This is a genomic window from Aeromicrobium sp. S22 (assembly GCF_009661045.1).
In the GTDB taxonomy this organism is placed as follows: domain Bacteria; phylum Actinomycetota; class Actinomycetes; order Propionibacteriales; family Nocardioidaceae; genus Aeromicrobium; species Aeromicrobium yanjiei.
The window spans coordinates 860436-885086 of the sequence record NZ_WJWV01000002.1; the positions used below are offsets into that span (position 1 = coordinate 860436).

General features: G+C 70.9%; 19 protein-coding genes. 6 read left to right on the forward strand and 13 right to left on the reverse strand.

The annotated features are described in order from the left end of the window. Nucleotides 1–11 precede the first annotated feature (11 nt). Nucleotides 12–1868, reverse strand: a complete 1857-nt coding sequence (lepA, locus tag GEV27_RS12830; protein ID WP_153652149.1) for a translation elongation factor 4 — start codon at nucleotides 1866–1868, stop codon at nucleotides 12–14. Nucleotides 1869–2048: 180 nt separating this feature from the next. On the opposite strand from lepA, the gene rpsT reads away from it, so the two are divergent. Further along, nucleotides 2049–2309 carry a 30S ribosomal protein S20 gene (gene rpsT / locus GEV27_RS18095; protein ID WP_153652148.1) on the forward strand — a complete coding sequence of 87 codons (261 nt, stop codon included), beginning with the start codon at nucleotides 2049–2051 and terminating at the stop codon, nucleotides 2307–2309. A gap of 62 nt (nucleotides 2310–2371) precedes the next feature. Here rpsT and GEV27_RS12840 read toward each other — a convergent pair whose 3' ends face one another. The 10 genes from GEV27_RS12840 to GEV27_RS12885 all read right to left on the reverse strand — a co-directional run bounded on the left by GEV27_RS12840 (nucleotide 2372) and on the right by GEV27_RS12885 (nucleotide 17640). Further along, complete coding sequence (locus tag GEV27_RS12840) at nucleotides 2372–3508, reverse strand: heparan-alpha-glucosaminide N-acetyltransferase domain-containing protein (protein ID WP_153911622.1); 1137 nt, start codon at nucleotides 3506–3508, stop codon at nucleotides 2372–2374. Between the two features lie 2 nt (nucleotides 3509–3510). Next, nucleotides 3511–4482, reverse strand: a complete 972-nt coding sequence (holA, locus tag GEV27_RS12845) for a DNA polymerase III subunit delta (RefSeq protein ID WP_309222227.1) — start codon at nucleotides 4480–4482, stop codon at nucleotides 3511–3513. A 49-nt stretch (nucleotides 4483–4531) separates the two neighbouring features. After that, nucleotides 4532–7513 carry an AAA family ATPase gene (locus GEV27_RS12850; protein WP_153934566.1) on the reverse strand — a complete coding sequence of 994 codons (2982 nt, stop codon included), beginning with the start codon at nucleotides 7511–7513 and terminating at the stop codon, nucleotides 4532–4534. Then, nucleotides 7510–8679: an exonuclease SbcCD subunit D C-terminal domain-containing protein gene (locus tag GEV27_RS12855; protein ID WP_309222228.1), complete on the reverse strand. Its 1170-nt coding sequence runs from the start codon at nucleotides 8677–8679 to the stop codon at nucleotides 7510–7512. The genes GEV27_RS12850 and GEV27_RS12855 overlap by 4 nt, the downstream gene beginning before the upstream one ends. 42 nt (nucleotides 8680–8721) lie before the next feature. Further along, nucleotides 8722–10935 (reverse strand): ComEC/Rec2 family competence protein, encoded by a 2214-nt coding sequence (locus tag GEV27_RS12860; protein ID WP_153934570.1) that lies wholly within the window; start codon nucleotides 10933–10935, stop codon nucleotides 8722–8724. Then, nucleotides 10932–11708, reverse strand: coding sequence for a helix-hairpin-helix domain-containing protein (locus GEV27_RS12865; RefSeq protein WP_309222229.1), 777 nt, complete (start codon nucleotides 11706–11708; stop codon nucleotides 10932–10934). Before GEV27_RS12865 ends, GEV27_RS12860 begins: the two co-directional genes overlap by 4 nt. A gap of 114 nt (nucleotides 11709–11822) precedes the next feature. Then, nucleotides 11823–12662: a DegV family protein gene (locus GEV27_RS12870; protein ID WP_153652141.1), complete on the reverse strand. Its 840-nt coding sequence runs from the start codon at nucleotides 12660–12662 to the stop codon at nucleotides 11823–11825. Nucleotides 12663–12687: 25 nt separating this feature from the next. Further along, nucleotides 12688–15507: a leucine--tRNA ligase gene (leuS, locus tag GEV27_RS12875; RefSeq protein ID WP_309222230.1), complete on the reverse strand. Its 2820-nt coding sequence runs from the start codon at nucleotides 15505–15507 to the stop codon at nucleotides 12688–12690. A 159-nt stretch (nucleotides 15508–15666) separates the two neighbouring features. Next, entirely contained in the window at nucleotides 15667–15933 is a 267-nt protein-coding gene (locus GEV27_RS12880) for a hypothetical protein (protein ID WP_153934574.1), read from the reverse strand. A gap of 9 nt (nucleotides 15934–15942) precedes the next feature. Next, nucleotides 15943–17640, reverse strand: a complete 1698-nt coding sequence (locus GEV27_RS12885; protein ID WP_153652138.1) for a sodium:solute symporter family protein — start codon at nucleotides 17638–17640, stop codon at nucleotides 15943–15945. 137 nt (nucleotides 17641–17777) lie between these two features. On the opposite strand from GEV27_RS12885, the gene GEV27_RS12890 reads away from it, so the two are divergent. Both GEV27_RS12890 and GEV27_RS12895 read left to right on the forward strand, forming a co-directional pair. Next, nucleotides 17778–18830 (forward strand): M4 family metallopeptidase, encoded by a 1053-nt coding sequence (locus GEV27_RS12890; RefSeq protein WP_153934576.1) that lies wholly within the window; start codon nucleotides 17778–17780, stop codon nucleotides 18828–18830. An 18-nt stretch (nucleotides 18831–18848) separates the two neighbouring features. Next, nucleotides 18849–19127: a protealysin inhibitor emfourin gene (locus GEV27_RS12895; protein ID WP_153652136.1), complete on the forward strand. Its 279-nt coding sequence runs from the start codon at nucleotides 18849–18851 to the stop codon at nucleotides 19125–19127. 157 nt (nucleotides 19128–19284) lie between these two features. Here the strand turns inward: GEV27_RS12895 and GEV27_RS12900 are convergent, their stop codons facing one another. Continuing rightward, nucleotides 19285–19959: a TrkA family potassium uptake protein gene (locus tag GEV27_RS12900; protein ID WP_153911628.1), complete on the reverse strand. Its 675-nt coding sequence runs from the start codon at nucleotides 19957–19959 to the stop codon at nucleotides 19285–19287. Beyond that, nucleotides 19952–21307, reverse strand: a complete 1356-nt coding sequence (locus GEV27_RS12905; protein WP_309222231.1) for a potassium transporter TrkG — start codon at nucleotides 21305–21307, stop codon at nucleotides 19952–19954. The genes GEV27_RS12900 and GEV27_RS12905 overlap by 8 nt, the downstream gene beginning before the upstream one ends. Nucleotides 21308–21360: 53 nt before the next feature. On the opposite strand from GEV27_RS12905, the gene GEV27_RS12910 reads away from it, so the two are divergent. The 3 genes from GEV27_RS12910 to GEV27_RS12920 all read left to right on the forward strand — a co-directional run. After that, nucleotides 21361–23181, forward strand: a complete 1821-nt coding sequence (locus tag GEV27_RS12910) for a CDP-glycerol glycerophosphotransferase family protein (protein WP_153934578.1) — start codon at nucleotides 21361–21363, stop codon at nucleotides 23179–23181. Nucleotides 23182–23233: 52 nt separating this feature from the next. Further along, nucleotides 23234–24208, forward strand: a complete 975-nt coding sequence (locus GEV27_RS12915) for a glycosyltransferase (protein ID WP_309222232.1) — start codon at nucleotides 23234–23236, stop codon at nucleotides 24206–24208. Beyond that, on the forward strand, nucleotides 24198–24651 hold a 454-nt coding region (locus tag GEV27_RS12920), incomplete at its 3' end, for an NAD(P)-binding protein (RefSeq protein ID WP_153934580.1). The genes GEV27_RS12915 and GEV27_RS12920, both read left to right, overlap by 11 nt.

A 24651-nucleotide genomic window follows, 5' to 3' on the forward strand; every position in this document is an offset into this window, starting at 1 on the left:
TCTGGGTGGGGCTACTTCTTGTCGACGTCGCCGGTCGAGAGCGCGGCGATGAACGCCTCCTGGGGGACCTCGACGCGGCCGACCATCTTCATGCGCTTCTTGCCCTCCTTCTGCTTCTCGAGCAGCTTGCGCTTGCGGCTGATGTCGCCGCCGTAGCACTTGGCGAGCACGTCCTTGCGGATCGCGCGGATGTTCTCTCGGGCGATGACCCGGGCGCCGATCGCCGCCTGGATCGGCACCTCGAACTGCTGGCGCGGGATGAGCTCTTTGAGCTTGCCCGCCAACGAGACGCCGTACGCATATGCGTTGTCGCGGTGGACGATCGCGCTGAACGCGTCGACGACCTCGCCCTGCAGCAGCACGTCGACCTTGACCAGGTCGGACGCCTGCTCGCCGGTCGGCTCGTAGTCCAGCGACGCATAGCCCTTGGTGCGGCTCTTCAGCGCGTCGAAGAAGTCGAACATGATCTCGCCCATGGGCAGGGTGTACTTGATCTCGACCCGGTCCTCGGACAGGTAGTCCATGCCGATCAGCTGACCGCGCCGCGCCTGGCACAGCTCCATGATCACGCCGATGTAGTCGCTGGGGCTGAGCACCGTCGCGCGGACGACGGGCTCGTAGACCTTGTCGATCTTGCCGTCCGACGGGTACTCGGACGGGTTGGTGACGACGATCTCCTTGCCGTCCTCCATCTCGACGCGGTAGACCACGTTGGGCGCGGTCGAGATGAGCTCGAGGTTGAACTCGCGCTCGAGCCGCTCGCGGACGATCTCGAGGTGCAGCAGACCCAGGAAGCCGATGCGGAAGCCGAAGCCGAGGGCACCGGACGACTCCGGCTCGTAGACCAGCGCCGCGTCATTGAGCTGCAGCTTCTCCAGCGCGTCGCGCAGCGTCGGGTAGTCGTCGCCGTCGAGCGGGTAGAGGCCGGAGTAGACCATCGGGTTGGGGGTCTTGTAGCCGCCGAGGGGCTCGGTGGCACCACGGATGCTGGACGTGACGGTGTCGCCGACGCGCGACTGCCGCACCTCCTTCACGCCGGTGATGAGGTAGCCCACCTCGCCGACGCCGAGGTCCGGGGCCTTCACCGGCTCGGGCGAGATGACCCCGACCTCGAGCATCTCGTGCACCGCCCCGGTCGACATCATCTTGATCTTGTCGCGGTGGGACAGCTTGCCGTCGACCACACGGACGTACGTGACGACGCCGCGGTAGGTGTCGTAGACCGAGTCGAAGATCAGCGCTCGCGGCGGCCCGTCGGGATCGCCCTGCGGCGGCGGGATCTCGTCGACGATGAGGTTGAGCAGCTCCTCGACGCCCTGGCCGGTCTTGGCCGAGACCCGCAGCACGTCGTCGGGGTTGCCGCCGATGATGCCGGCGATCTCCTCGGCGTACTTCTCCGGCTGCGCGCCGGGGAGGTCGATCTTGTTGAGCACGGGGATGATGTCGAGGTCGGCGTCGATCGCGAGATAGAGGTTGGCCAGCGTCTGGGCCTCGATGCCCTGCGCGGCGTCGACCAGCAGGATCGCGCCCTCGCACGCCTCGAGGCTGCGGCTGACCTCGTACGTGAAGTCGACGTGGCCGGGCGTGTCGATCATGTTGAGCACGTAGACCGTGCCCGCGTCGTCGCCGCTGCTCTTGGTGAATGGCATGCGGACGGCCTGGCTCTTGATCGTGATGCCGCGCTCACGCTCGATGTCCATGCGGTCGAGGTACTGCGCCTTCATGTCGCGGCCGTCGACCACGCCGGTGTGCTGCAGCATGCGATCGGCCAACGTCGACTTGCCGTGGTCGATGTGCGCGATGATGCAGAAGTTGCGCAGGATCCTCGGGTCGGTGGCCCCGGGCTGGGGTACGGGGCTGGTGCTCATGATGTGCCCATTCTCCCATCACCTCGGCCCTGCGCGTACCACCGGCTTCGGCCGCAGCCCGGTGGCGGCCACCGATTTGAGGCTGCGGGCAGGTCGCTGGTAGAGTTGGCGGTCGCGTGCCCCCGGCACGTCCACTACTTTTCATCACCGAGTTCCATTCGAGAGAAACAGGTTTGCCCCGTGGCGAATATCAAGTCGCAGATCAAGCGCAACCGGCAGAACGAGCTGGCTCGCGAGCGCAACAAGTCCGTGCGCTCCGCGCTGAAGACGGCCGTGCGCCGCTTCGAGGAGGCCATCACGGCCGGCAACACCGACGATGCCAAGAAGCTCGCCGGCGAGGCCACTCGCAAGCTCGACAAGGCTGCCTCCAAGAAGGTCATCCACAAGAACCAGGCAGCCAACCGCAAGTCGGCCATCGCCAAGAAGGCCGCATCGCTCTGACCTGAGCCTGCTGACCGTCTCGCGGTCTCGAATGACGTCCCGGACCTCGTCCGGGACGTTTTTCATTGCCGCGTGGTGCCTCGGACGGACGCCACGCGGATGAGCCACTCGAGCGGTCCCCTGCCGATCCAGCGCTGCCACGCGACCGCGGCCAGGCACAGCACCACGACCTGCAGCAGCCAGTCGTCGTAGCCGCCCTCGCGCGGGCCGAGGGTGTCGTCACGGGTCGAGGCGAGACGCCAGAACCACAGCACGTGCACGGTGTAGAGACTCAGCGTCATCATGCCTGCTGCGCGCAGCGGCGTCAGCACGAGCCGTGCCCACGGCACGCGGACTGCAAGGGCGCACAGGCCGATGACCAGCAGCGCCGATCCGGTCGCGCTGAGGAGGTTGAGTGGTGTCGAGGTGTGCTCACCGACCTGGAGCAGGTCGTTCCACTCCGCTTGACGGTGGCGGCCGGCGAACAGCGAGCGCCAGCCGAGGCCGAGCGGGTCGTCGAGGGCACCTGTCCGCACGAGGAACCAGCCGGCGGCCAAGGTCGCTGCCGTCAGCGCCGCCCCGACGACAACCAGTCGCCACGCGACCGCGGCACGGCGCAGGTCGAGGCGCCCGACCAGCAGGCCCACCAGGACGTACGAGAACCAGGCCAGCGCGGGATAGGCGCCGAAGACCGTCAGCTCCCGCAGCAGCGACAGCGGGTGCTGCAGGTCGGAGGCCTCGGCCTGGCCCGCATCGACCGGGGCGTGCAGCACCTCGGCCCCCACGACGAGGAACCCCGAGAGCAGCGTCCAGGACACGGCCACCGCCGCGAGCCACGGTGTCGGCAGGCGCCGAAAGGGCAGCGCCGCCACGATCAGCAGGCCGTAGAACGCCAGGATGATCAGCACCGGCATGTCCTCGACGGCCCCGAGCGAGAGCCCGAGCGCGACCAGCAGGATGCCCCGGACGACCGTGGCCCGCACCGATCCGACCCCATCGGGATCGCGGCGCTGCACCAGCGTCAACGAAACGCCTGCCAGCAGCGCGAACAACGGCGCGGCCCGGCCCCCGGCGATCATCTGGCCGAGCGGCGGATCCGTCCCGGACCAGACCGGTCCGAGATGCGCGAGCATCATGCCGATCAGCGCCACCCCGCGGGCGACGTCGACCGCCTCGACCCGCGACGGGGCCAGCACCCGGGGCTCCGTCGCGACCGCCATCGCTAACGCCTGCGCTGCGCCGCGACCTGCAGGACCATGCGCTCGACCGCGAACGCGGGGTCGGCCGCGCCGCCCTTGACGTCGAGATCGGCCTGCGCGACCGCCGAGATCGCCGCCGCGAGACCTGCCTGGTCCCAGCTGCGCAGCTGCGAGCGCATCGTCCGGATCTTGAACGGCGGGGCCCCGATGTGGGCCGCCAGGTCGTTGTCCCGCATGCCCTCGGGCGCTCCGGCGAGCTTGGCCAGCGATCGCAGCCCGGTGGCGAGGGCACTGGTAATCAGGACGGGCGCGACCTTGGCCGACTCGGCCCACCGTGCCTGCTCCAGCGCGATGCTGATCTGCCCGTTGATCGTCGCGTCGGCGATCTCGTAGCCGCGCACGTCGGCGCGGCCGCCGAAGTACTGACGGACGAGGGAGGCCGAGATCTCGGCTCCCTTCTCGAGATTGGCCACGAGCTGATCGGCCGCACCGGCCAGAGCTCGCAGGTCCTGGCCGATCGAGGCGACCAGCAGGGTCGCGGCCTCCTGGTCGATGCGGGCGCCCAGATCGCGCACCTCGGTGAAGACCCACGAGGCGAAGTCACGCTCGTACTTGGGCTGCTCGAGCTTGACCTCGGTGACGGCCGGCGACTTGCGGAGCTTGTCGAGCAGACCCTTGCCCTTCTGGCCCCCGCTGTGCACGAGGATCACGGCGACGTCGGGAGAGGGCTCTGCGACATAGGCCAGCAGCTCCTTCTGGGCGACCTCGGGGAGGTCCTGCAGCTCAGTCAGCACCAACGCGCTGGCGTCGCTGAACAGCGACGGACTGGTCAGTCCGGCCAGCTCGCCGGGCTGCAGGCCCGACGCGGTCGACGTGGCCACCTCGACCTCGGGCTGCTCGGCCGTGACGACCTTGACGGCCTTGGCGCGCGTGCGGTCGGCGAGGAACTCGGCATTGCCGGTGATGAGCAGGATCTTGCCGAATGCCGAGGCCACGGGCTCAGCCTAGTCGCGGGTCACGACATCGCGTGCGGGCACTGCGGCATCACGCGCGGACGGTCAACGTGGACGAGCCGTCGTCCCGGCGGCGCACCTCGATGCGGTCGGCGACGCGCAGCTTGAGGTCCTCGACGTGGCTGACGATGCCCACGACACGTCCGCCGCGCGCGAGGGCGGTGAGCTCGGACATGACGTCTTCGAGCGTCTCGGGGTCGAGCGAGCCGAAGCCCTCGTCGACGAACAGCGTCCCGATCTCGACGCCGCCTGCCTCCCCCGTGACGACGTCTGCGAGCCCGAGCGCCAGGCACAGCGAGGCGTAGAACGTCTCGCCACCCGACAGGGTGCGCGGCTCACGCTCCTGACCGGTCTCGGTGTCGACGACTGCGAGCGCGAGGCCGGTGCGGCGCCCACGAGCGCCCCGCTCCTTCTCGTCGGTCGCGCGCAGCTGATAGCGGCCGTCGGACATCGGTCCGAGGCGCGCATTGGCCGCGACGACGACGTCCTCGAACCGACGCATCAGCACGTAGGTGCCGAGGGTCAGGTGCTTGAGATTGGCCCGGGAGGTGCCGTCGGCGACGTCGGCCATGCGGATGACCGCCTCGGCGTCTGCCGCTGCCGCGTCGAGCTGCTCGAGCGCAGCGGTGAGACCGGCCCGCAGGTGGCGGACCTGCGCGGCGCGGTGTCTCGCGGTGCTGGCCTCGTCGGCCGCGACCTGATCTGCCGAGGCAGCCTCGGCGCAGGCCTGACGGGCGCCGTCGAGATCAGGGTCCTCGTCGCCGGTGAGCGCCGCGACGTCGGGCTCCTGCAGACCGTGGGTGACGATCGCGAGCTGCTTGTCGTGGGCCGTGACCACCTGCTCGTGCTCGCGCAGCCGGGCGGGGGGCACGACGGCGGCCAACGCTGCCGCCTCGTCGGGGAACTGCTGCTCGTCGAGCTGGCGCCGCAGCGTGGCGCGGGCGTCGGTGAGCTGCACGTCGGCGCGGCGGCGCTCGCGGGCCGTGCTGGCGTAGCGCTGCACGAGGGCGCGCTCGCGTGTGGCGCGCTGGGCCGCCACCGCGAGCGACGGCGCATCGTCGTCGAGCGCGGCCGCGACCCGCTTGCGGTCGGCAGCCAACGACTCGGCCATCGTGACCCTGCGGTCGGCGAGCTGACCGCGTGCCTTGTCGGTCTCGGCCCGCTGCTTCTCGTCGACCAGCTCGGCGGCGTCGAGCTGCTTGACCTCGGCGTCGATCACGGCGATCTGGCGGACTGCACCCTCGGCGTCGCGCAACGCCTGCTCCGCCACGGTCCGGGCGGCCTCGGCTGCCGCAGCGGTCAGCCCGCCTGCCGCCTCCTGGGCCGCGGCCAGCTCGGCCTCGAGCCGGTCGACGACCGAGGCAGCCTGACGCGCGAGCTGCTCGGCGACCTCGGCTGCGGCCTCGGCTGCGGCGATCGAGTCGTCGTCGGGGTGGTCGTGGGCCTGCTCGGCGGGCCGGGGGTGCTCGACGCCGCCGCACACCACACACGGTTCGCCCTCGACCAGGGAGACGGCGAGCTCGCCGGCCATGCCCTGCAGCCGTCGCTGGCGCAGATCGCGGTGGTGGTCGACGGCCGCTCGCGCGGCGCCGATGCGTTCATCGCGCAGGGAGTGCGCGGTGGCCACCTCGTCGAGCCGGGCCTCGGCGTTCTTGGCGGCGTCGAGCTCGCGGACGGCCTCGTGGTGGCTCGTCGTGGCCGCCGCCAGCCTGTCGGCCAGCACGACCTGCTCGTCGCGGGCCTGCTGCAGGAGCTCGTAGCGGGCTGGCCGTGCCGCGAGTCTCGCCTCGATCTCGGCGAGCCGGAGATCGGCGTCGGCGATCTGCCCGTCGAGTCGCTCGATCTCGGCGTCGCGCGCCGGGAAGCCTGCTTCGAGGTCGATGAACTGGCGAAGATGGGTCAGCCGCTCGCCCAGGCGGTCGGCGAGCTCGGCGCACTCCTCCTCGGTGAGCTCGTGCGGGGGCGCCAGCTCGGCGGACGCGGCGGCGTGCGCCGCTGCTGCCTCCTCGGCGTCGGCGGCGGCCCGGCGGGCGGCTGCCACGGCCGTGGCGACCACGGCTGCGCGGCGACCCGCCTCGAGCGCTGCCGCCGTCTCGGCGACGCTTCCGGCCTCGTCGTGCAGCGCCTGTCGGCGCGCGAGGAGATCGCTGCGTCGTGCCAGGCAGTCGGCCAGTGTCTCGGCGGCGCGGACCCGGGCGTCGGCGGCCACCCGGGCCGCGGCGGTCCCTGCGGCAGCGGCAGCGGCCACCTCGGCGACCTGCTCGAGCTCGGCGATCGCGGCATCGACCCGCTCGAGATCGACGATGCCGTCGTCGGCGAACGCCGCGGGGTCGTCGCCGGCCGCGCCCGCGAGCACGGCGACCGCGGTGTCGACGGCCTGTCGGGCGTCCTCGGTGCGCACCTTGGCCTCGCGACGCATCTCGGTCAGCGCGCGGGTGATGAGCTCGTAGACGTCGGTGCGGAAGATCGTCTCGAGCAGCTTCTTGCGGTCCTCGCCGGAGGAGCGCAGGAACTTGGCGAACTCGCCCTGGGGCAGCACGACGGTCTGGAGGAACTGGTCCTTGCGCAGTCCGACGAGCTCGGCGATCTCGTGACCGACCTCCTGGGTGCTGGTCGAGATCGTCACGCCTGCGTCAGGTGCGTCGACGTCGGTCAGACGCGTGAGGACGACCTTCTCGTTCTCCTGCGTGAAGCCGTCGCCGCGGCGCTTGGGCCGGCGGTGCGATGCGGTGCGGCGTACGCGGTGGATGCCGGACTCGACCTCGAACACCAGGTCGACGTAGGGCTCGACGCCGGGGGCGGCGTGGTGCGAGTGCAGCCGCTCCTTGCTCGCGGTCTCGCCGGCCAGGCCTCCGTAGAGGGCGAACACGATCGCATCGATGATCGTGGACTTGCCGGCACCGGTCGGTCCCTCCAGGAGGAACAGTCCTGACCGGCCCAGGGCCGCGAGATCGATCGTGTGGGGCCCCGCGAACGGACCGATCGCCTGGAGTGTCAGCGAGTAGAGCTTCATCGGTCCGCCTTGACGGCGGCGGCCCGCACGGCGTCGTACGCCTGCTGGATGACGTCGAGCTCGACCTCGGAGGCGGGCGAGGCGGTCACGAACTCGACGAAGTCGGCCGCCACCCGGGTCGGCTGCATCGCCTCGGTCACCACGGGGGCGGCACCGGACCGCTCGCCGGCGACCGGCTCGTGCGTCAGGTGCAGGACGTGGGGGAACCGGGCGCGCACCAGCGCGTGCATGTCGGGCGGATACGTGGGGTCGGTGACGGTGATCTTGACCCAGTCGTCGAGGTGGGCGTCGGTCTGCGAGGACAGGACGTGGCCCAGCTCGCCGCGGATCTCGGTGAGCCGGCGCGGGACCGGGGCGTCGAGCAGCGTGACCGAGGGCGGTCCCTCCGGCGCGAGCTCGAGCAGCACGGTGGACTTGCGGTGGGAGCGCTCGGAGAACGAGTAGGCCAGCGGCGACCCGGAGTAGCGGGCGATCGTCGCCGAGCCCGGCACCGGCACGACCTGGGGGCCGTGCAGATGGCCGAGGGCGACGTAGTCGACCCCGCCGAACACTCCCGAGGGCACCGACTGGACGCCGCCGACGGACAGGTCGCGCTCGCTGTCGGACGGCTCGCCGCCCACGACGAACGCGTGGGCCATGACGATCGAGCGGACCGCTCCGCGCGTGGCCAGGTCGTCGGTGACCCGCCGCATCGCGGCACCGATCACTCCCTCGTGGCTGCGGGCAGGGCGCTCGCCCGCCTCGTCGAGGAGCACCGCGCGGGCGGTCTCGGGGTCGAGGTAGGGCAGCCCGTAGACCGCGACCTGCACCGCGCCGTCGTCGAGGATGACCGGACGGTCGAGATCGGGCACCGAGGCGAGGATGCGGACGCTGTCGCGCATGAGGTCCGCACCGAAGCCGAGCCGGACCGCCGAGTCGTGGTTGCCCGGGGTGATGATCACGGTGGTGAGCCGGCTCAGCCGGCCGAGAGCGTCCTCGAGCACCCGCACGGTCTCGACCGCAGGGATCGCCCGGTCGTACACGTCGCCGCTGATCAGCACGGCCGCCACCTCGTGCTCCTGCACGAGCTCGACGAGGTGGTCGACGAAGGCGCGCTGGTGCTCGTGCATGTCGGTGCCGTGCAGCGTGCGGCCCAGGTGCCAGTCGGAGGTGTGCAGGATCTTCACCTCTAGAACGGTAGTGCCCGCCACCGACAGGTCCGCCCGCCCTCAGCGTGTCACCACGACGAGTCGTCCGTCACGGACCACGACCGCGATGTCGCCGTCGACGTCGGTGCGCCACCACCGCGCGTCCCGCTCCCGAAGCCGCGTCAGCAGCGAGGCGGCGGGGTGGCCGTAGTCGTTGTCCACCCCCGCGCTGATCGTGGCCACGGACGCTCCCACCTCGGTCAGGAACCGGTCGTCCTGGTCGGCGCTGCCGTGGTGCGGCACCTTGAGGACGTCGGCCGTGACGTCGACGCCCGACCGCAGCAACCGTCGTTGGGCCTCCTCCCCCACGTCACCGCCGAGCAGGAGGTGCACGCCACGGACCGTGGCCCGCAGCACGAGGCTGACCGCGTTGGGGTCGTCCCGCTCGGCCGCGTGCGCAGGCGGCCACAGCACCTCCGCGCCGGTCTCGCCGAGCACGAACGACTCCCCTGCACCCGCGACGCGGCGAGCGGCCCCCGGGATCTGCGGCCCGCCCGACGGCCCGACGACCACCTGGTCGACCCGGCGCCCCGCGACCGCACCGCGCCACCCGTCGACGTGATCGGCGTGGCCGTGGGTCAGCACCAGCAGGCGGATCGTCCGGACGCCCAGCGAGGTCAGGCAGCGGTCGACCGGCGCGTCCTCCCCACCGGTGTCGACGACGACCGCCTCTCCCGCGGCGACCGGCAGCACCGTCGCGTCGCCCTGGCCCACGTCGCAGCTCACCATGACCCACCCCGCGGGCGGCCACCCCGTCTGCGGCGGCCGCCAGATGCCGATCACCAGCCCGAGCGCCAGGCCGACGAAGACCGCCGGACGCGACGACAGCCGCACGACCAGCCACGTCGCGACCGGCGCCACCACTAGCAGCACCTGCCACGGGGCCTGCCACTCCAGCGACGCCGCCTCCATCGCTGCGGCGCGGTGCCCGACCGTCAGGATCCAGCTCGCGCAGAGACCGGCCAGCCATCCGAAGGCCTGGCCCAGCGGAGCCCAGGCCACGGCCAGCAGGCCACCGGCCAGACCCGCCACGGTGGCCGGGGCCACCGCAGGACCCGCGAGCAGGTTGGCGAAGACCGCGACGAGCGAGACCTCGCCCGAGAGCGCAGCGATCGCGGGGGTGCACGCGAGCTGCGCGGCGACGGGCACCGCGATCGCCAGGGCACACCACCGCGGCATCCACCGCTCCAGACGACGGGTGAGCACGGGGGCCAGCAGCAGGATCCCGCCCGTCGCGACCGCGGACAGGACGAATCCGGGCGTGCGTGAGAGCCACGGGTCGAGGAACAGCAGGCCGATCACCGCCCAGCACAGCGCGCGCACGCCGCCCCGGGAGCCGAAGCCCAGGGTCGCGACCCCGACCGCGCCCATGGCCGCCGCCCGCACGACGCTCGGGTCGGGGCGCGCGAGCAGCACGAACGCGACGATCGACACGGCGCCGGCCACCCACAGACCCCGCCGCCGCAGACCGGCCGAACGCGCCAGCAGCATGACGACCGCGAGCACGATCGTCAGGTTGGTGCCCGAGACGGCCATGAGGTGGGTGAGCCCACTGCGGCGGAAGTCCTCCTCGATCTCGACCGTGATGCGGGTGTCGTCGCCGTCGACCAGGGCAGGCACCAGGGCCCGGGGCTCGTCCGAGAGGTGCGAGACCGCGCGGCGTACGCCCTCGCGGACCCGCTCCGACGCCTCCCACCACCACGCCGCCCGGTCGGCCGGACCGCGCCGCAGGACGTCGATCACGGCCGCCTCCTCGGACGCCTCCGACGGGCTCAGCCGGCCGACGACGACCAGCCGCCTGCCGACCACGAGATCGCTCGGACTGCCGTCGACGAAGGCCGTGGCCCGGTCGCGCACCCGGACGTCCTGCCCGGCGGTCACGACCCGGCGGACCCGCACCTCGACCACGACCGCATCGCGTCCCTGGTGGCTGAAGGACCGGGCGTCCCGGACGACCTCGACGTCCATGGTCGCGAGACGATGCTCGCGGGCCAGGTCCGTCAGCGGTGAGTGCTCGACCACGGCCAGTCGCCAGGCGCAGGACGCCGCGACCGCGGCCAGGCAGACGCCGACGAGCGCGACGGCACGCACGGGTGCGAACCGGGCCGCGACCATCGCGAGCGCGATCCCTGCGGCCACCACCGCGAGCGCGGCGACCGACCCGGCCGTGACGAGCCAGGCGGCGGCACCCCAGGCCACCACCGCGGCCGGGAGCATCCGCAGGTCGTGGGTCACACGACGACGAGGTCGCGCAGCTCGGCCAAGGTCGCCTCCCCGATGCCCTTGACGTCGAGGAGGTCGTCGACCGACGAGAACCGGCCGTTCTCCTCGCGCCACCCGAGGATCGCCTGGGCGGTGACCGGGCCGACGCCGGGCAGGGTGTCGAGCTGCTCGGCGGTCGCGGTGTTGAGATTGACCTTCGCCCCGGTGGCGGCCGTTCCCCCGGTGCCGGGAGCCACGCCGGCGGCGCCGAGATCGACAGGCTCGAGCCCGACCAGGATCTGCTCCCCGTCGGTGAGCTCGCGAGCGAGGTTGAGGGAGGTGGTGTCGACCTCTCCCCGGACGCCCCCTGCGGCCTCGATCGCCTGGTAGACGCGCGATCCGCGGGGCACGGTCACGATGCCGGGACGACGCACCTTGCCTGCGACGTCGACCACGACCTCGGCGGCCGGCGCCGGGGTCGCGGAGCCCTGCGCGCCGCTCGGGCCCGCCGTCCCCGCGCTGCCGGGCGGGCCGGGCGACGCGGAGGACGAGAACGCGAGCGGCGCCACCGGCCCGCTCGACTCCGGACGTCCTGACAGCAGCCACCACGCCAGCAGCACCGAGGCGGCGACGGCCACGGCAGCCAGCGCGCGCACGTGCGGCACCTCCACCCGCGGCCGGACGCGCGCCGGCTCCTCCTCGGGCGGCGGCAGCTCGGCGTCGAACGACGCTGCCAGCTGGGCGAGGCGACGCCGGGCGATCTCCGCCCTGGTCTCGTCGGGGGCCTCTCGGTGGCTCGGCTTCACCTCACGACCGTAGGCACGACCGGGCGCGTACGTCATCGGCGCGATCACGCCCCTGTGGACGACGCGCGCGGCGCCCGACGACGGTGGAGAACGTGCGTCGACGGCCCCGACCGCTCAGCGCGGGGTGATCGTCACCGCGATCATGCCGGGCCCCACGTGGGCACCGATCACGGCGCCGACCTCGTCGACCGGGATCGACTCACGCTCAAGGGTGGACGCCAGCCGTTCGGCGACCGCGGTGGCCGTGGACAGCGCGGCCAGGTGCTGGACGCCGATGTCGAAGCCGTCGGCGCACGCGTGGGCCGACTCGACCGCGAGCGCCTCCAGACGCGCGAGCGCCTTGGCCTGGGTGCGGACCCGCTCCAGCGGGACGACCAGGCCGTCGCTGATCGTGAGGATCGGCTTGACCGCGAGCGCCGAGCCGATCAGCGCGGCCGCAGCGCCCACGCGTCCGCCACGGCGCAGGTACTCCAGCGTGTCGACGTAGAGCAGTGCCGTGGACGTCTCGCCCGCCCGGCGCGCGGCGTCCGCGACCCCCACGACGTCCTCGCCGGCGTCCCGCGCCTGGGCGGCACGCCCAGCCGCGAATCCGGTGGCGATGCCGACCTGCGTCGAGTCGACACAGGTCACGGGCACCGACGCCTGCTTCGCGGCCAGCACCGCGGAGTCGAGCGTGCCCGACATCCGCGCGCTCAGGTGCACCGAGACGATCGCTTCGGCGCCCTCCGAGGCGAGCCGCTCGTAGACCGCGAGGAACTCGTCAGGGGTGGGACGCGACGTGCTGACCGGCACGAACGAGGCCAGCGCGTCGGCGATCATCTCCGACGTCACGTCCTCGCCCTCGGTGTGGACCTCGGCCCCGATGATGACCTGCAGGGGCACGACCGTGATGCGCTCGCGTTCTGCGTCGGACCCCGACAGCGACGACGTGGAGTCCGTGACGATCGCGATCATGGCCGAAGCCTAGCGGTGATCCTGGTCACACGACGATGCTGACGAGCTTCGGCGCCCGGACGATCACCTTGCGGATGTCGCGGCCGTCGATCGACCTCACCACGTTGGGCTCGGCCAGCGCGAGCTCGGTCAGCTCGTCGTCGCCGATCGCCGGGTCGACCTCGATCTTGCCGCGGACCTTGCCGAGCACCTGGATCACGCACGTGACCGAGGACGCGGCGAGGTGCGCGGGATCCGCGACGGGGAACGGTGCGCGGATCAGGGACTCGGTGTGGCCGAGGCGCGACCACAGCTCCTCTGCGAGGTGCGGCGCCAGCGGCGCCAGCATCAGCACGAGCGGCTCGACCGCGGCGCGGCTGCTGACGCCCACCTTGGTCAGGTGGTTCGTCAGCTCGATCAGCTTGGCGACCGCGGTGTTGAACCGCAGGTGCTCCATGTCGGCGCGGACACCGTCGATCGTGGTGTGCAGCACGTGCAGGGTGTCGCGGTCGAGCTCGGCGTCGTCGACCCTGAGCTCACCGCTCTCCTCGTCGACCAGCAGCCGCCACACGCGCTGCAGGAACCGCTGCGCGCCGACCACTGCGCGCGTCTCCCACGGACGGGAGACGTCGAGCGGGCCCATCGACATCTCGTAGACCCGGAACGTGTCGGCGCCGTACGCGTCGTACATCTCGTCGGGGGTGACGATGTTCTTCAGGCTCTTGCCCATCTTGCCGTACTCACGGTTGACCGGCTTGTCGCCGTGGAACCAGCCACCGTCGCGCTCCTCGACCTCGTCGGCCGGCACGTACGTCCCGCGCTCGTCGGTGTACGCGTACGCCTGGATGTAGCCCTGGTTGAACAGGCGGTGGAACGGCTCCTCGCTCGAGACGTGGCCGAGGTCGAACAGGACCTTGTGCCAGAAGCGGGCGTAGAGCAGGTGCAGCACCGCGTGCTCGACACCGCCGACGTACAGGTCGACGCCACCGGTCTCGCCGTCCTTGCGCGGGCCGAGCCAGTAGCGCTCGTTCTCGGGGTCGGCGATGCGGTCGGGGTTGTGCGGATCGGTGTAGCGCAGCTCGTACCAGGACGACCCTGCCCAGTTGGGCATCGTGTTGGTCTCACGGCGGTAGGTGCGCGGGCCGTCACCGAGGTCGAGGGTCACGTTGACCCAGTCGTCGGCGCGGGCCAGCGGCGGCTCGGGGTTGCTCAGCGCGTCCTCGGGCTCGTACGTCTTGGGCGAGTAGTCGGGCACGTCGGGCAGGTCGACCGGCAGCATCGACTCGGGGATCGCGATCGGCTGGTCGAGCTCGTCGTAGACGATCGGGAACGGCTCGCCCCAGTAGCGCTGGCGGCTGAAGAGCCAGTCCCGCAGGCGGTACGTCGTGGTGCCCTCGCCTGCGCCGTGCTGCTGCAGCCAGGTGATCACCGCGGCCTTGGCGTCCTCGATGCCGAGGCCGTTGATGTCCAGGTCGCCGTGCGCGGAGTTCACCGCGGGACCCTCGCCCGGGTAGGCGCCCTCGACGCCCTCGGGCGCCTCGACGGTGCGGATGATCGGCAGGTCGTACGCCTCGGCGAACTCCCAGTCGCGCTGGTCGCCGCCGGGGACGGCCATGATCGCGCCGGTGCCGTAGCCCGTCAGCACGTAGTCGGCGATGAACACCGGGATCTGCTCGCCGTTGACCGGGTTGGTCGCGTAGGAGCCGGTGAAGACGCCGGTCTTCTCCTTGTTCTCCTGACGCTCCAGGTCGGTCTTGGCGGCGGCCGTCGCGCGGTACGCGGCCACGGCCTCCGCGGGCGTCGCGCGCCCGTTGGTCCACAGCTGCGGGGTGCCCTCGGGCCAGGCCTCGGTCGTCAGGGTGTCGACGAGCTCGTGCTCGGGGGCCAGGACCGCGTACGTCGCGCCGAACAGCGTGTCGGGGCGGGTCGTGAAGACGTCGAACGACGTCGCGGCGTCCTCGACCCGGAACGTGACGCGGGCACCGTGCGAGCGGCCGATCCAGTTGCGCTGCATGTTCTTGACCGACTCGGGCCAGTCGACCCGCTCGAGGTCGTCGATCAGGCGGTCGGAGTACGCGGTGATCCGCATCTTCCACTGGCGCAGGTTGCGGGTGAAGACCGGGAAGTTGCCGCGCTCGCTGCGGCCCTCCGCGGTGACCTCCTCGTTGGCCAGCACCGTGCCGAGGCCCGGGCACCAGTTGACCGGGGACTCATCGACGTACGCGAGGCGCACGGAGTCGATGAGCAGACGACGCTCGAGCGGGGCCAGCTCGGACCAGGGGGCGCCGTCGGGCGCGGTGCGCGAGCCGGCCTCGTACTCGGCGACCAGCTCGCTGATCGGGCGGGCGCGGCCCTGCTCCTCGTCGTACCAGGCGTCGAAGATCTGCAGGAAGATCCACTGCGTCCACTTCACGAAGTCGGGGTCGATCGTGGCGAAGCTGCGGCGCGGGTCGTGGGCCAGCCCGAGCCGGCGCAGCTGACGGCGCATGTTGGCGATGTTGGAGACCGTGTTGGTGCGCGGGTGCTCGCCGGTCTGCACCGCGTGGATCTCGGCGGGCAGGCCGAATGCGTCGTAGCCGAGCGCGTGCAGCACGTTGTCGCCCTGCATGCGGCGGTAGCGGCCGACCACGTCGGTCGCGATGTAGCCCAGCGGGTGCCCGACGTGGAGCCCTGCACCCGAGGGGTACGGGAACATGTCCATGATGAAGTACTTCTCGCCCGCGACGTCGCCGGCGAGGTCCCCGACGGGATTGGGTGCCTCGAACGTCCCCTCGGCGTCCCACCGGTCCTGCCAGCGGCGCTCGATGTCCCCAGCCAGCTCGCTCGTGTAGCGGTGGGACGTGGTCGTTTCCTCAGGCGTGCTCACTGACGAGATGTTACCGGTGCGCCTGCGTCCCACCGCGCCTCTCCCCCGCTCCCCCCATCCGCCGACGAGTCACGCACGGACGGCGACGAGTCACGTATGGCAGGCGAGGAGTCACGTACGGGATCCGTGCGCGACTCCTCAGCGACCGTGCGTGACTCGTCAGCGACTGTCGGTGGCGGGATCCTCGGGGACGACGACGGGGCGCAAGCGCGCCCAGACCGCGAAGGCGATCGCGACGACCAGCATGCCGAGCCCGCCCCACAGGTTGATGTTGAGCCCGTCGCCCCGCGCAAGCTCCTCGTCGGTCGCGTTGAAGATGCCGAGCAGCACCAGGATCACGCCGTAGGCGCCGAGCAGACCCGCGATCACGAACCGGATGTCGAAGAGGCCGGCCTTCTTCTTGGTCGTGCTGTCACTGTCACTCATGGTGATCTCCTATCGGAACAGCAGGTTGAGGATGATGACCAGCACGAGCCCGATCGTCGCGAGCCGGGTCGGCGACTGGTACCACGGGAGCGCCGCGCTGTTGGGGTCGACCAGCGACTCCTTCGGCGTCAGGGAGTACACCAGCCCCTTGAGCTCGGACTCCACCCGCGGCTTCGTCATGAGGGTGACGATGATGCTGACGATGATGTCGACGACGAACGCCGCACCCGCGGCCGCGAAGCTCGCGCCCTGTCCCCGGAGGTCCAGGGTGCCGGTGCTGGCGCCACCGAACGCGTCCTGACTGAGGAACGCGACCGTCACCGCAGCGGCCGTGCCCGCGACCAGGCCGGTCCAGCCGGCCGTCGCCGTCATGCGCTTCCAGAACATGCCGAGGATGAACGTCGCGAACAGCGGCGCGTTGAAGAAGCCGAACAGCGTCTGCAGATAGTTCATCAGGTTGTCGTAGTTGGACGCGAAGTACGCCGTCCCGATCGCGATGACCGTCGCGGCGACGGTCGCGATGCGTCCGACCCCGGTGTAGTAGCTGTCGTTCTCGTCCTTCTTCACGTACTGCTGCCACAGGTCGTAGGAGAAGACCGTGTTGAAGGCCGAGATGTTCGCGGCCATGCCGGCCATGAAGGAGGCCAGCAGACCTGCGATCGCGACCCCGAGCATGCCGTTGGGGAGCAGATCGCGCATCAGGAGCAGGATCGCGTCGTTGTACTTCGCCCCACCGGTGTCGCCCTCGCCGGACTTGAGGTTCGCGATCTCGGGGATGATGATGGCCGCGGCCATGCCCGGGATGATCACGATGAACGGGATGAACATCTTCGGGAACGCGCCGATGATCGGCGCGCGGCGGGCCGACGACAGCGAGTCCGAGGCCATGGCCCGCTGCACCTCGACGAAGTTGGTCGTCCAGTAGCCGAACGACAGCACGAAGCCGAGGCCGAACACGATGCCGACGGTCGACCAGAACGGATCGGCGATGCCGGTGAGGTCCGTCCCGGGCCACGACGACAGCTGCTCACCGTTGGGCTGCACCTTCTCCTTGATACCCTCCCAGCCGCCGACCTTGTGCAGCGCGATGAACGTCAAGGGGGTCAGCGCCGCGACGATCACGAAGAACTGCAGCACCTCGTTGTAGATCGCCGCCGACAGGCCGCCGAGCGTGATGTAGCTGAGCACCACGATCGCCGCGACGATGAGCGAGACCCACAGCGGCCAGCCCAGCAGGCGGTTGACGATCGTCGCGAGCAGGTACAGGTTGATGCCGGCGATCAGGAGCTGGGCGATCGAGAAGCTCAGGGCGTTGACGAGGTGCGCCCCCGTGCCGAACCGCCGCCGCATGAACTCGGGGACGCTGCGCACGCCCGAGCCGTAGTAGAAGGGCATCATCACGATGCCGAGGAACAGCATGGCCGGGACCGCGCCGATCCAGAAGTAGTGGAACGTGGCGACGCCGAACTGGGCGCCGTTGGCCGACATGCCCATGATCTCGACCGCACCGAGGTTGGCCGAGATGAACGCGAGACCCGTGACCCACGCGGGCAGGGAGCGCCCGGACAAGAAGAAGTCGAGGCTGGACGACACCTGGCGCCGGGCGAGGACGCCGATGCCGATCACCACGACGAAGTAGAGGGCGATGATCGTGTAGTCGAAGAAGTCGGCATCGAGCCGGAACGTTCCTTCTGCGGCGCGAAGCATGCAGGCCTCCCTTGTCCGATCGAGCACGACCCCCCGGTCGACTCCCCACGGGACGTTACTCTCGGGCCCTTCGTCGTGCACACAGCAGGACCCCTCGAGCCTTCGCATGTGTCGGCGGCCACGCCTACCGTGAAGGCATGCGTCACGGAATCGTCCCGCCCTATCTCCTGCAGCACCTGTCCCGCCTCGACCGCGAGGACCTCCGGGACGCTGCGGAGGCGGCCCGACGCGCTCTCGCGAACGATCTGCGGCCCCGACCCGGGGGTGCCGCCCTGCCCACGGTCCCACCGCCGCCCGTACGCCCGACCGGCCCCGAGCGCACGATCGCCGACGCCCGCGGCAGCGAGACGCTCCCCGGCGACGCAGTCAGGCGCGAGGGCGAGGGGCCCACCGGCGATCCCGCGGCCGACGAGGCGTACGACGGCCTCGGCGCGACGTACGCCCTGTTCGCCGAGGCGTTCGGGCGCGCGTCGATCGACGGCGCCGGGCTGCCACTGCTGGCGACGGTCCACTACGGCCGCGACTACGACAACGCGTTCTGGGACGGGCAGCAGATGGTGTTCGGCGACGGGGACGGCCAGGTGTTCGGGCGGTTCACCGCCTCGCTGTCGGTGATCGGGCACGAGCTCGCCCACGGGGTCACCCAGTACACCGCCGAGCTCGTCTACGCGGGTCAGTCGGGTGCCCTCAACGAGTCCGTCTCGGACGTCTTCGGCGCGCTCGTGGAGCAGCATGCGCGCGGGCAGGACGCAGCCGAGGCGAGCTGGCTGATCGGCGAGGGCCTGTTCACCGACCAGGTCCAGGGCAGTGCCCTGCGCTCGATGAGGGCGCCGGGCACCGCGTACGACGACGACGTGCTCGGCAAGGATCCCCAACCGGCCACGATGGCCGACTACATCGACACGACCGAGGACAACGGCGGGGTGCACCTCAACTCCGGCATCCCCAACCATGCGTTCTACCTCGCGGCCACCGAGCTGGGTGGCCGGGCCTGGGACCGGGCCGGACAGATCTGGTACGACGCGATCTGCGGCGACCTGAGCCCCACCGCGACGTTCGCCGACTTCGCTGCGGCGACGGTTGCCGCCGCAGCGGCCCGCTACGGCGAGGGCTCGAGCGAGCGCGCCGCCGTGGTGCGGGCCTGGTCGACCGTCGGCGTGCAGATCGGGGACACTGTCCAGAGGGGCTGACAGCCAGGAGGTGCCGCGATGGACGAGCTGCCGTTCGTCATCACCGTCGTGCGTACCGGCGGGCTCGCCGGGCTCCGACGCGAGTGGACGGTCGAGGTCGCCGCCCCGCAGGAGGCCGAGCACTGGCGCCCGATCGTCGAGGCCTGCCCGTGGGACCACACGCCGAACGATCCCGCGCCCGACGGATTCGTCTACGACTTCCGCGTCGCCGACATGGAGGCCGTCGTCACCGAGCGCGAGCTCGACGGGCCGTGGCGCCAGCTGGCCGAGGAGGTCAAGCGCTCGACCGCGCCGTAGTCCCGTCCCCGAGGCCGCGCGGGACCGACGATGAGGGTTTCGGGCAGCCGGGGGTGCCGCAAACCCTCATCGCCCGTCCCGCCGGGGACCGACGATGAGGGTTTCGGGCAGCTAGGGGTGCCGCAAACCCTCATCGCCCGTCCCGCCGGGGGCGCGGTCAGGGCTGGGCGCAGAAGGCCTCGACCTTGGTGGTGGGCCCGGAGACGATGACCTCGTCCCCCTCGCTCACGACGGTCGTCGCCTGGGCGTAGATGAAGTCCGAGCCGAGGGACTTGATCGCCACGATCGTCACGCCGAAGTCGCGTCGCAGCCCCGCCTCCTGCAGGGTCTTGCCGCTCGCCCGGGACGGTGCGCGGGTGCGCGCGATCGCGAAGTTGCCCTCGAACTCGATGAAGTCGGTCATCGTGCCGGTGACCATGTGCGCGACGCGCTTGCCCATCTGGGACTCGGGCCGGATCACGTGGGTCGCGCCGACGCGCTCGAGGATCGCGGCGTGCTTGCCGCTGATCGCCTTGGCCCACACCTCCTTGACCCCGAGGTCGAGCAGGCCCAGCACGGTCAGCACGCTTGCCTCGATGTCGGTGCCGATGCCGACCACCGCGACCTGGAACTGCTCGGCGCCGATCTGGCGCAGCGCCTCGGTGTCGGTCGTGTCGGCGGCGACGACGTGCGTGAAGTCGCTGGCGTACTTCTGGACGATGTCGGCGCGTTCGTCGACGGCCAGCACGTCGTGGCCCAGCTGCACCAGCGAGCGGGCGACGGCCGTGCCGAAGCGGCCCAGGCCCAGCACGATGACCGGCCTGGTGGGTGAGGTCGAGCGGTCCTTAGCCAATGATCGGTTGCTCCTCGGGAAGGTGGTACCGCGGCATCCTGCGACGTAGCACGAGTGCGCCCGCCGCCGCGATCGTACCGACACGGCCGACGAACATGAGCACGATGATGACGCATTGTGCGTCGGTCGGCAGATCGGGAGTGATCCCGGTGCTCAGACCCACCGTCGCGAAGGCGGACGTGCACTCGAACAGGACCTGGTCGAATGCGAAGTCGGTCATCACCATCACGATGAACGTCGTCGTGACGACCAGCATCACCGCGAGCAGCGCGATCGTGATGGCGGTACGCGCGACGCGCGGCCCGATCGACCGGGCGCCGACCGTGATCTCGGGGTCGCCACGCAGCTCGGCCCAGATGACGTACGCGAGGAGCAGGAAGGTCGTGATCTTGATGCCGCCCGCGGTGCTGGCGCTGCCGCCGCCGATGAACATCAAGATCGTGCCCATGTTGAGCGTCTCGGGGCGCACCGCACCCCAGTCGAAGCTGTTGAGCCCGCCGGAGCGCGGCATGATGCCGCCCTCGATGCCGGTCACGAGCTTGTGCCAGACCCCCTCCCCGCCCAGCGTGGCCGGATTGGTCCACTCCAGCGCGAGGAAGGCCAGCGCACCCACGATGAGCAGGCCGATCGAGCCCCAGATCGTGAGCCGGGTGTGGATCGTCCATCGCGACGGGGTGCGCCAGCCCGTGAACAGCTCGGCGAGCACCGGGAAGCCGATCGCGCCGACGAACACCGCGAACGCGATGGGGATGATGATGAGACCGTCGCCCGCGTAGCCCACCAGGCTGTCGCGGTTGAGCGAGAAGCCTGCGTTGTTGAACGCCATGATCGCGTCGAACACGCCGTGCCAGAGCGCCGTGGGCAGATCGTCGAAGTACGACGCGCGGTAGCGCGCTGTCAGCACCACGGCGGTGACGGTCTGGAAGAACAGCATCGTGACCGCGACGCGACGGAACAGCGGCTTGACCTCGCCGATGTTGACGACGTGCATGTCGGCCTGCGCCACGAGTCGGGTCCGCAGCCCGAGGCGACCGCCGATGAACAGCCCCAGCACGGTCGCGAGCGCGACGATGCCGAGTCCGCCGATCTCCACGAGCCCGAGGATGATGCCCTGCCCCGCCGGGGACCAGTACGTCGAGGTGTCGACGGTGGCCAGGCCCGTCACCGTCACCGCGGACGTCGAGGTGAAGAACGCCGGCATGAACCCCGGCGACTCCGTCCCGGACCGGGCGAAGGGCATGAGCAGCAGGAGCGTCCCCACGAGGATCAGGGCAAAGAAGGTCAGGGGCAGCAGGCGGACCGGATGCGCGATCGAGGCAGGAATCCGCAGCCTCAGAGGGCGGGGCACGGCACGACGTTACCCCAGGAGGGAGCCAGCGCACGCGTGATAATTTCCTCGTCATGGTCTCGCCCGTTCGTGCTGCTCAGGCCGTGTTCTCCCGACTGGGCCACAATCAGGAGCTGCCGGGCCTGGCGACCACGGTCGGCGGCCTGTTCCTCGCGGTGGTCAGCGCCGCCGTCGGGCTCGACACCGTGGCCCTCGTCCTGCTCGCAGTCTCGGTGCTCGGCGAGCTGCTCCTCGAACGTCCCCGGGCGAGCGCGGCCCAGCTGCTGCGCCAGGGCGCCCTGGGCGTCCCCATGCGGTTCGCGCTGCGCGCGATCGTCTGCCTGGTCGCCGGACGCAGCCACCTCGACGACCCGGGGGCCTGGCACGCACTGCTCGCGGTCAGCATCGCGCTGGCGGTCGCCCTGTGCGGCCGGGCGCTGCACGAGGAGTACCGCCGGGTCGGCCCGCTGAAGCCCATGACGACGCGCAACATCCCCGGCTCCCCTCGCATCCACGAGGCTCCCCCGCAGCACCTGCTCGTGGTCGTGGTCGCCCAGCTGCTGGTGCTCGCGCCGGCCCCCCTCGAGGCACCGTGGTGGCTCGTGCTGGCGCTCGGAGCCGTCGGCACCGCGGCCCTGTTCTGGTTCACCTGGCCGGACGTCCGCGCGTCGTGGCGGATGCGCCAGGCCAAGCGCGCGACCGGGTTCACCGGCCCACTGCGCCAGATCCAGGACTTCCTCGACGACTACCGTCCCGAGGTCGTGGTGCACCTCAGCGGCCCCGAGACCGCGGCGTACCAGATCAACACGTGGCTGGAGAGCCTCGAGGCGCTCGACCGGCGGGTGTTCATCGTCGTGCGCGACCAGCCGCTCTTCGCCAAGATCGCCGCGACCTCGATCCCGGTGCTGGGGCTGCGGGACGCCGGTGAGCTCCTGATGCTCGACTTCTCCTCCTCGCGCATCGCGCTCTACCCGTCCAACACGGGCAACAACATCCACCTCCTGCGTCTGCCGACCCTCATGAGCGCGTTCATCGGCCACGGCGACAGCGACAAGAGCGCCTCGAACAACCCGTTCTCCCGGGCGTACGACGAGCTGTGGGTCGCGGGCGAGGCCGGCGCCGACCGCTACCGTCGCTCCGGCCTCGGCATCCACGAGGACCAGTACCGGTTCGTCGGACGCCCGCAGGTGCACGCGATCACGCGGGAGCCGCGCCTCGGCGACGAAGCGGTCCCGACCGTCCTCTACGCACCGACCTGGGAGGGCGTCAACCACGAGCAGGAGTACTCCTCGGTCTCTGCGGTCGGCGTCCGGGTCGTCGAGGCGCTGCTCGCCGCGGAGCCGCCGATCCGGGTCGTGTTCAAGGCCCATCCCTTCACCGGCCAGCGCGATGCGAAGTACCGCGCGGTCCTCGCCCGCATCGCGGCCCTGCTCGACGACGCCGCGGCCGCGACCGGCATCGACCACCGCGTGGTCAAGGGCGGCTCGATCAACGAGTGGTTCAACCGCGCGACCGCGATGGTCACCGACATCTCCAGCGTCGTCAGCGACTTCCTCGCCAGCGAGAAGCCGTACGCGGTCTTCAACCACACCGATCTCGACGACGCGACGTTCCGCGCGGAGTACCCCTCGACGAGTGCGGGCACCACGATCGGCCGCGACGGACGGGGCATCGGGGAGTTCATCGACGTCGTCACCCGCGCCGCTCCCGACGTGCTCGCTCCCGATCGCGAGCGCCTCGCGACGTACCTGCTCGGCCCTCACGAGCACCGCACCCTCGAGTCGTTCAAGGCCGCGATCGACGCGATGATCGTCCGCTCGGAGACCGAGCGAGGCGCGTACCGCGACGGCACGCCGACGAGCGAGATGCCCGTGACGGACTCCGCCGAGCTCTGAGCGCGCCGAGCGGGAGCGCAGACCACCAGGCACCTCGCGATAGTGTTGCCGGGTGAATTCGGCTGCCGAGAAGATCGCCATCGCGATCGTGACGTACAACCGATCGACATTCCTCAAGGAGCTCCTCGCGAGCGCCGCGGTCATGCGGACGGCGCCGTTTCGGATCGTGGTGGTCGACAACGCCAGCACCGACGACACGCAGGACGTCATCGCCGCCGCGATGCAGGACTTCCCCGAGGGCGTGCTGGTCAACCACCGCCTCGACACCAACACCGGTGGCTCCGGAGGATTCAGCGAGGGCACCCGGCTCGCGCTCGAGCTGGGCGCCGACTGGGTCTGGCTCATGGACGACGACGTCGAGATCCTGCCCGACGCGATCGAGCAGTTCGCCCCGTGGATGGAGCGCTTCAAGGTCATCCACGGTCGTCGTTACGACTTCGACGGCACCCCGTTCTACTGGCAGGCCCGGTTCAACGAGTTCCTCGGCGTGCCACTGCCCTACAGCGGAAAGCAGTTCGGCCGCGAGGGCTATGCGATCACCAACTCCGGCACGTTCGAGGGCATGCTCATCCACGCGGACGTCGTGCGCCTGATCGGGCTGCCCGATCCCCGCTTCTTCATCTCCTGGGACGACGCCGCGTACGCGTGGCTCGCCGCCCAGCACACCGACGTCGCGTACGTGGATGCGTTCGTGCTGAAGCGCAAGCGCGAGCAGAAGCAGGTCAACCTGGGCATCCGGCACCTCAACGACGGCAGCCCCCTGTTCCGCTTCCACGTGATCCGCAACCGGGCCTACGTCGGCAAGTACTTCCGCGAGTACGGCAAGCTCAACCGCATCGGCTTCGGTCTCGGCACGGCGCTCACGCTCGCCAAGGAGGTCTTCCGCCTCGTGGTCGTCCAGCACACCCTCAAGGGGATCGGCGACCTCGCGCGGGGCTTCCGCGCCAACCGCGCGCTGTGGCGGGACAAGTCGTGGCGTCCGATGGATCCCGCGGACGTACCGGCACCATTGAGTCATGACCGCTGACCTCCTGATCGTCGGCTCGGGCTTCTTCGGCCTGACGATCGCCGACCGATGTGCGCGTGAGCTGGGCCTGAAGGTCCAGATCATCGACCGCCGCGACCACCTGGGCGGCAACGCCTACTCCGAGATCGATCCCGAGACCGGCATCGAGGTCCACCGCTACGGGGCGCACCTGTTCCACACCTCCAACCAGCGGGTGTGGGAGTACGTCAACCGGTTCACGACGTTCACGCCCTATCAGCACCGCGTCTACACGACGTACCGCGGCGAGGTGTTCCCGCTGCCGATCAACCTCGGCACGATCAACCAGTTCCAGCGTGCCGCGTACTCCCCCGACGAGGCCCGCGCGTGGGTCGCCGAGCAGGCCGCGATGATCACCGGCGAGCCGGCGAACCTCGAGGAGAAGGCGATCTCGCTGATCGGCGAGCCGCTGTACGAGGCGTTCA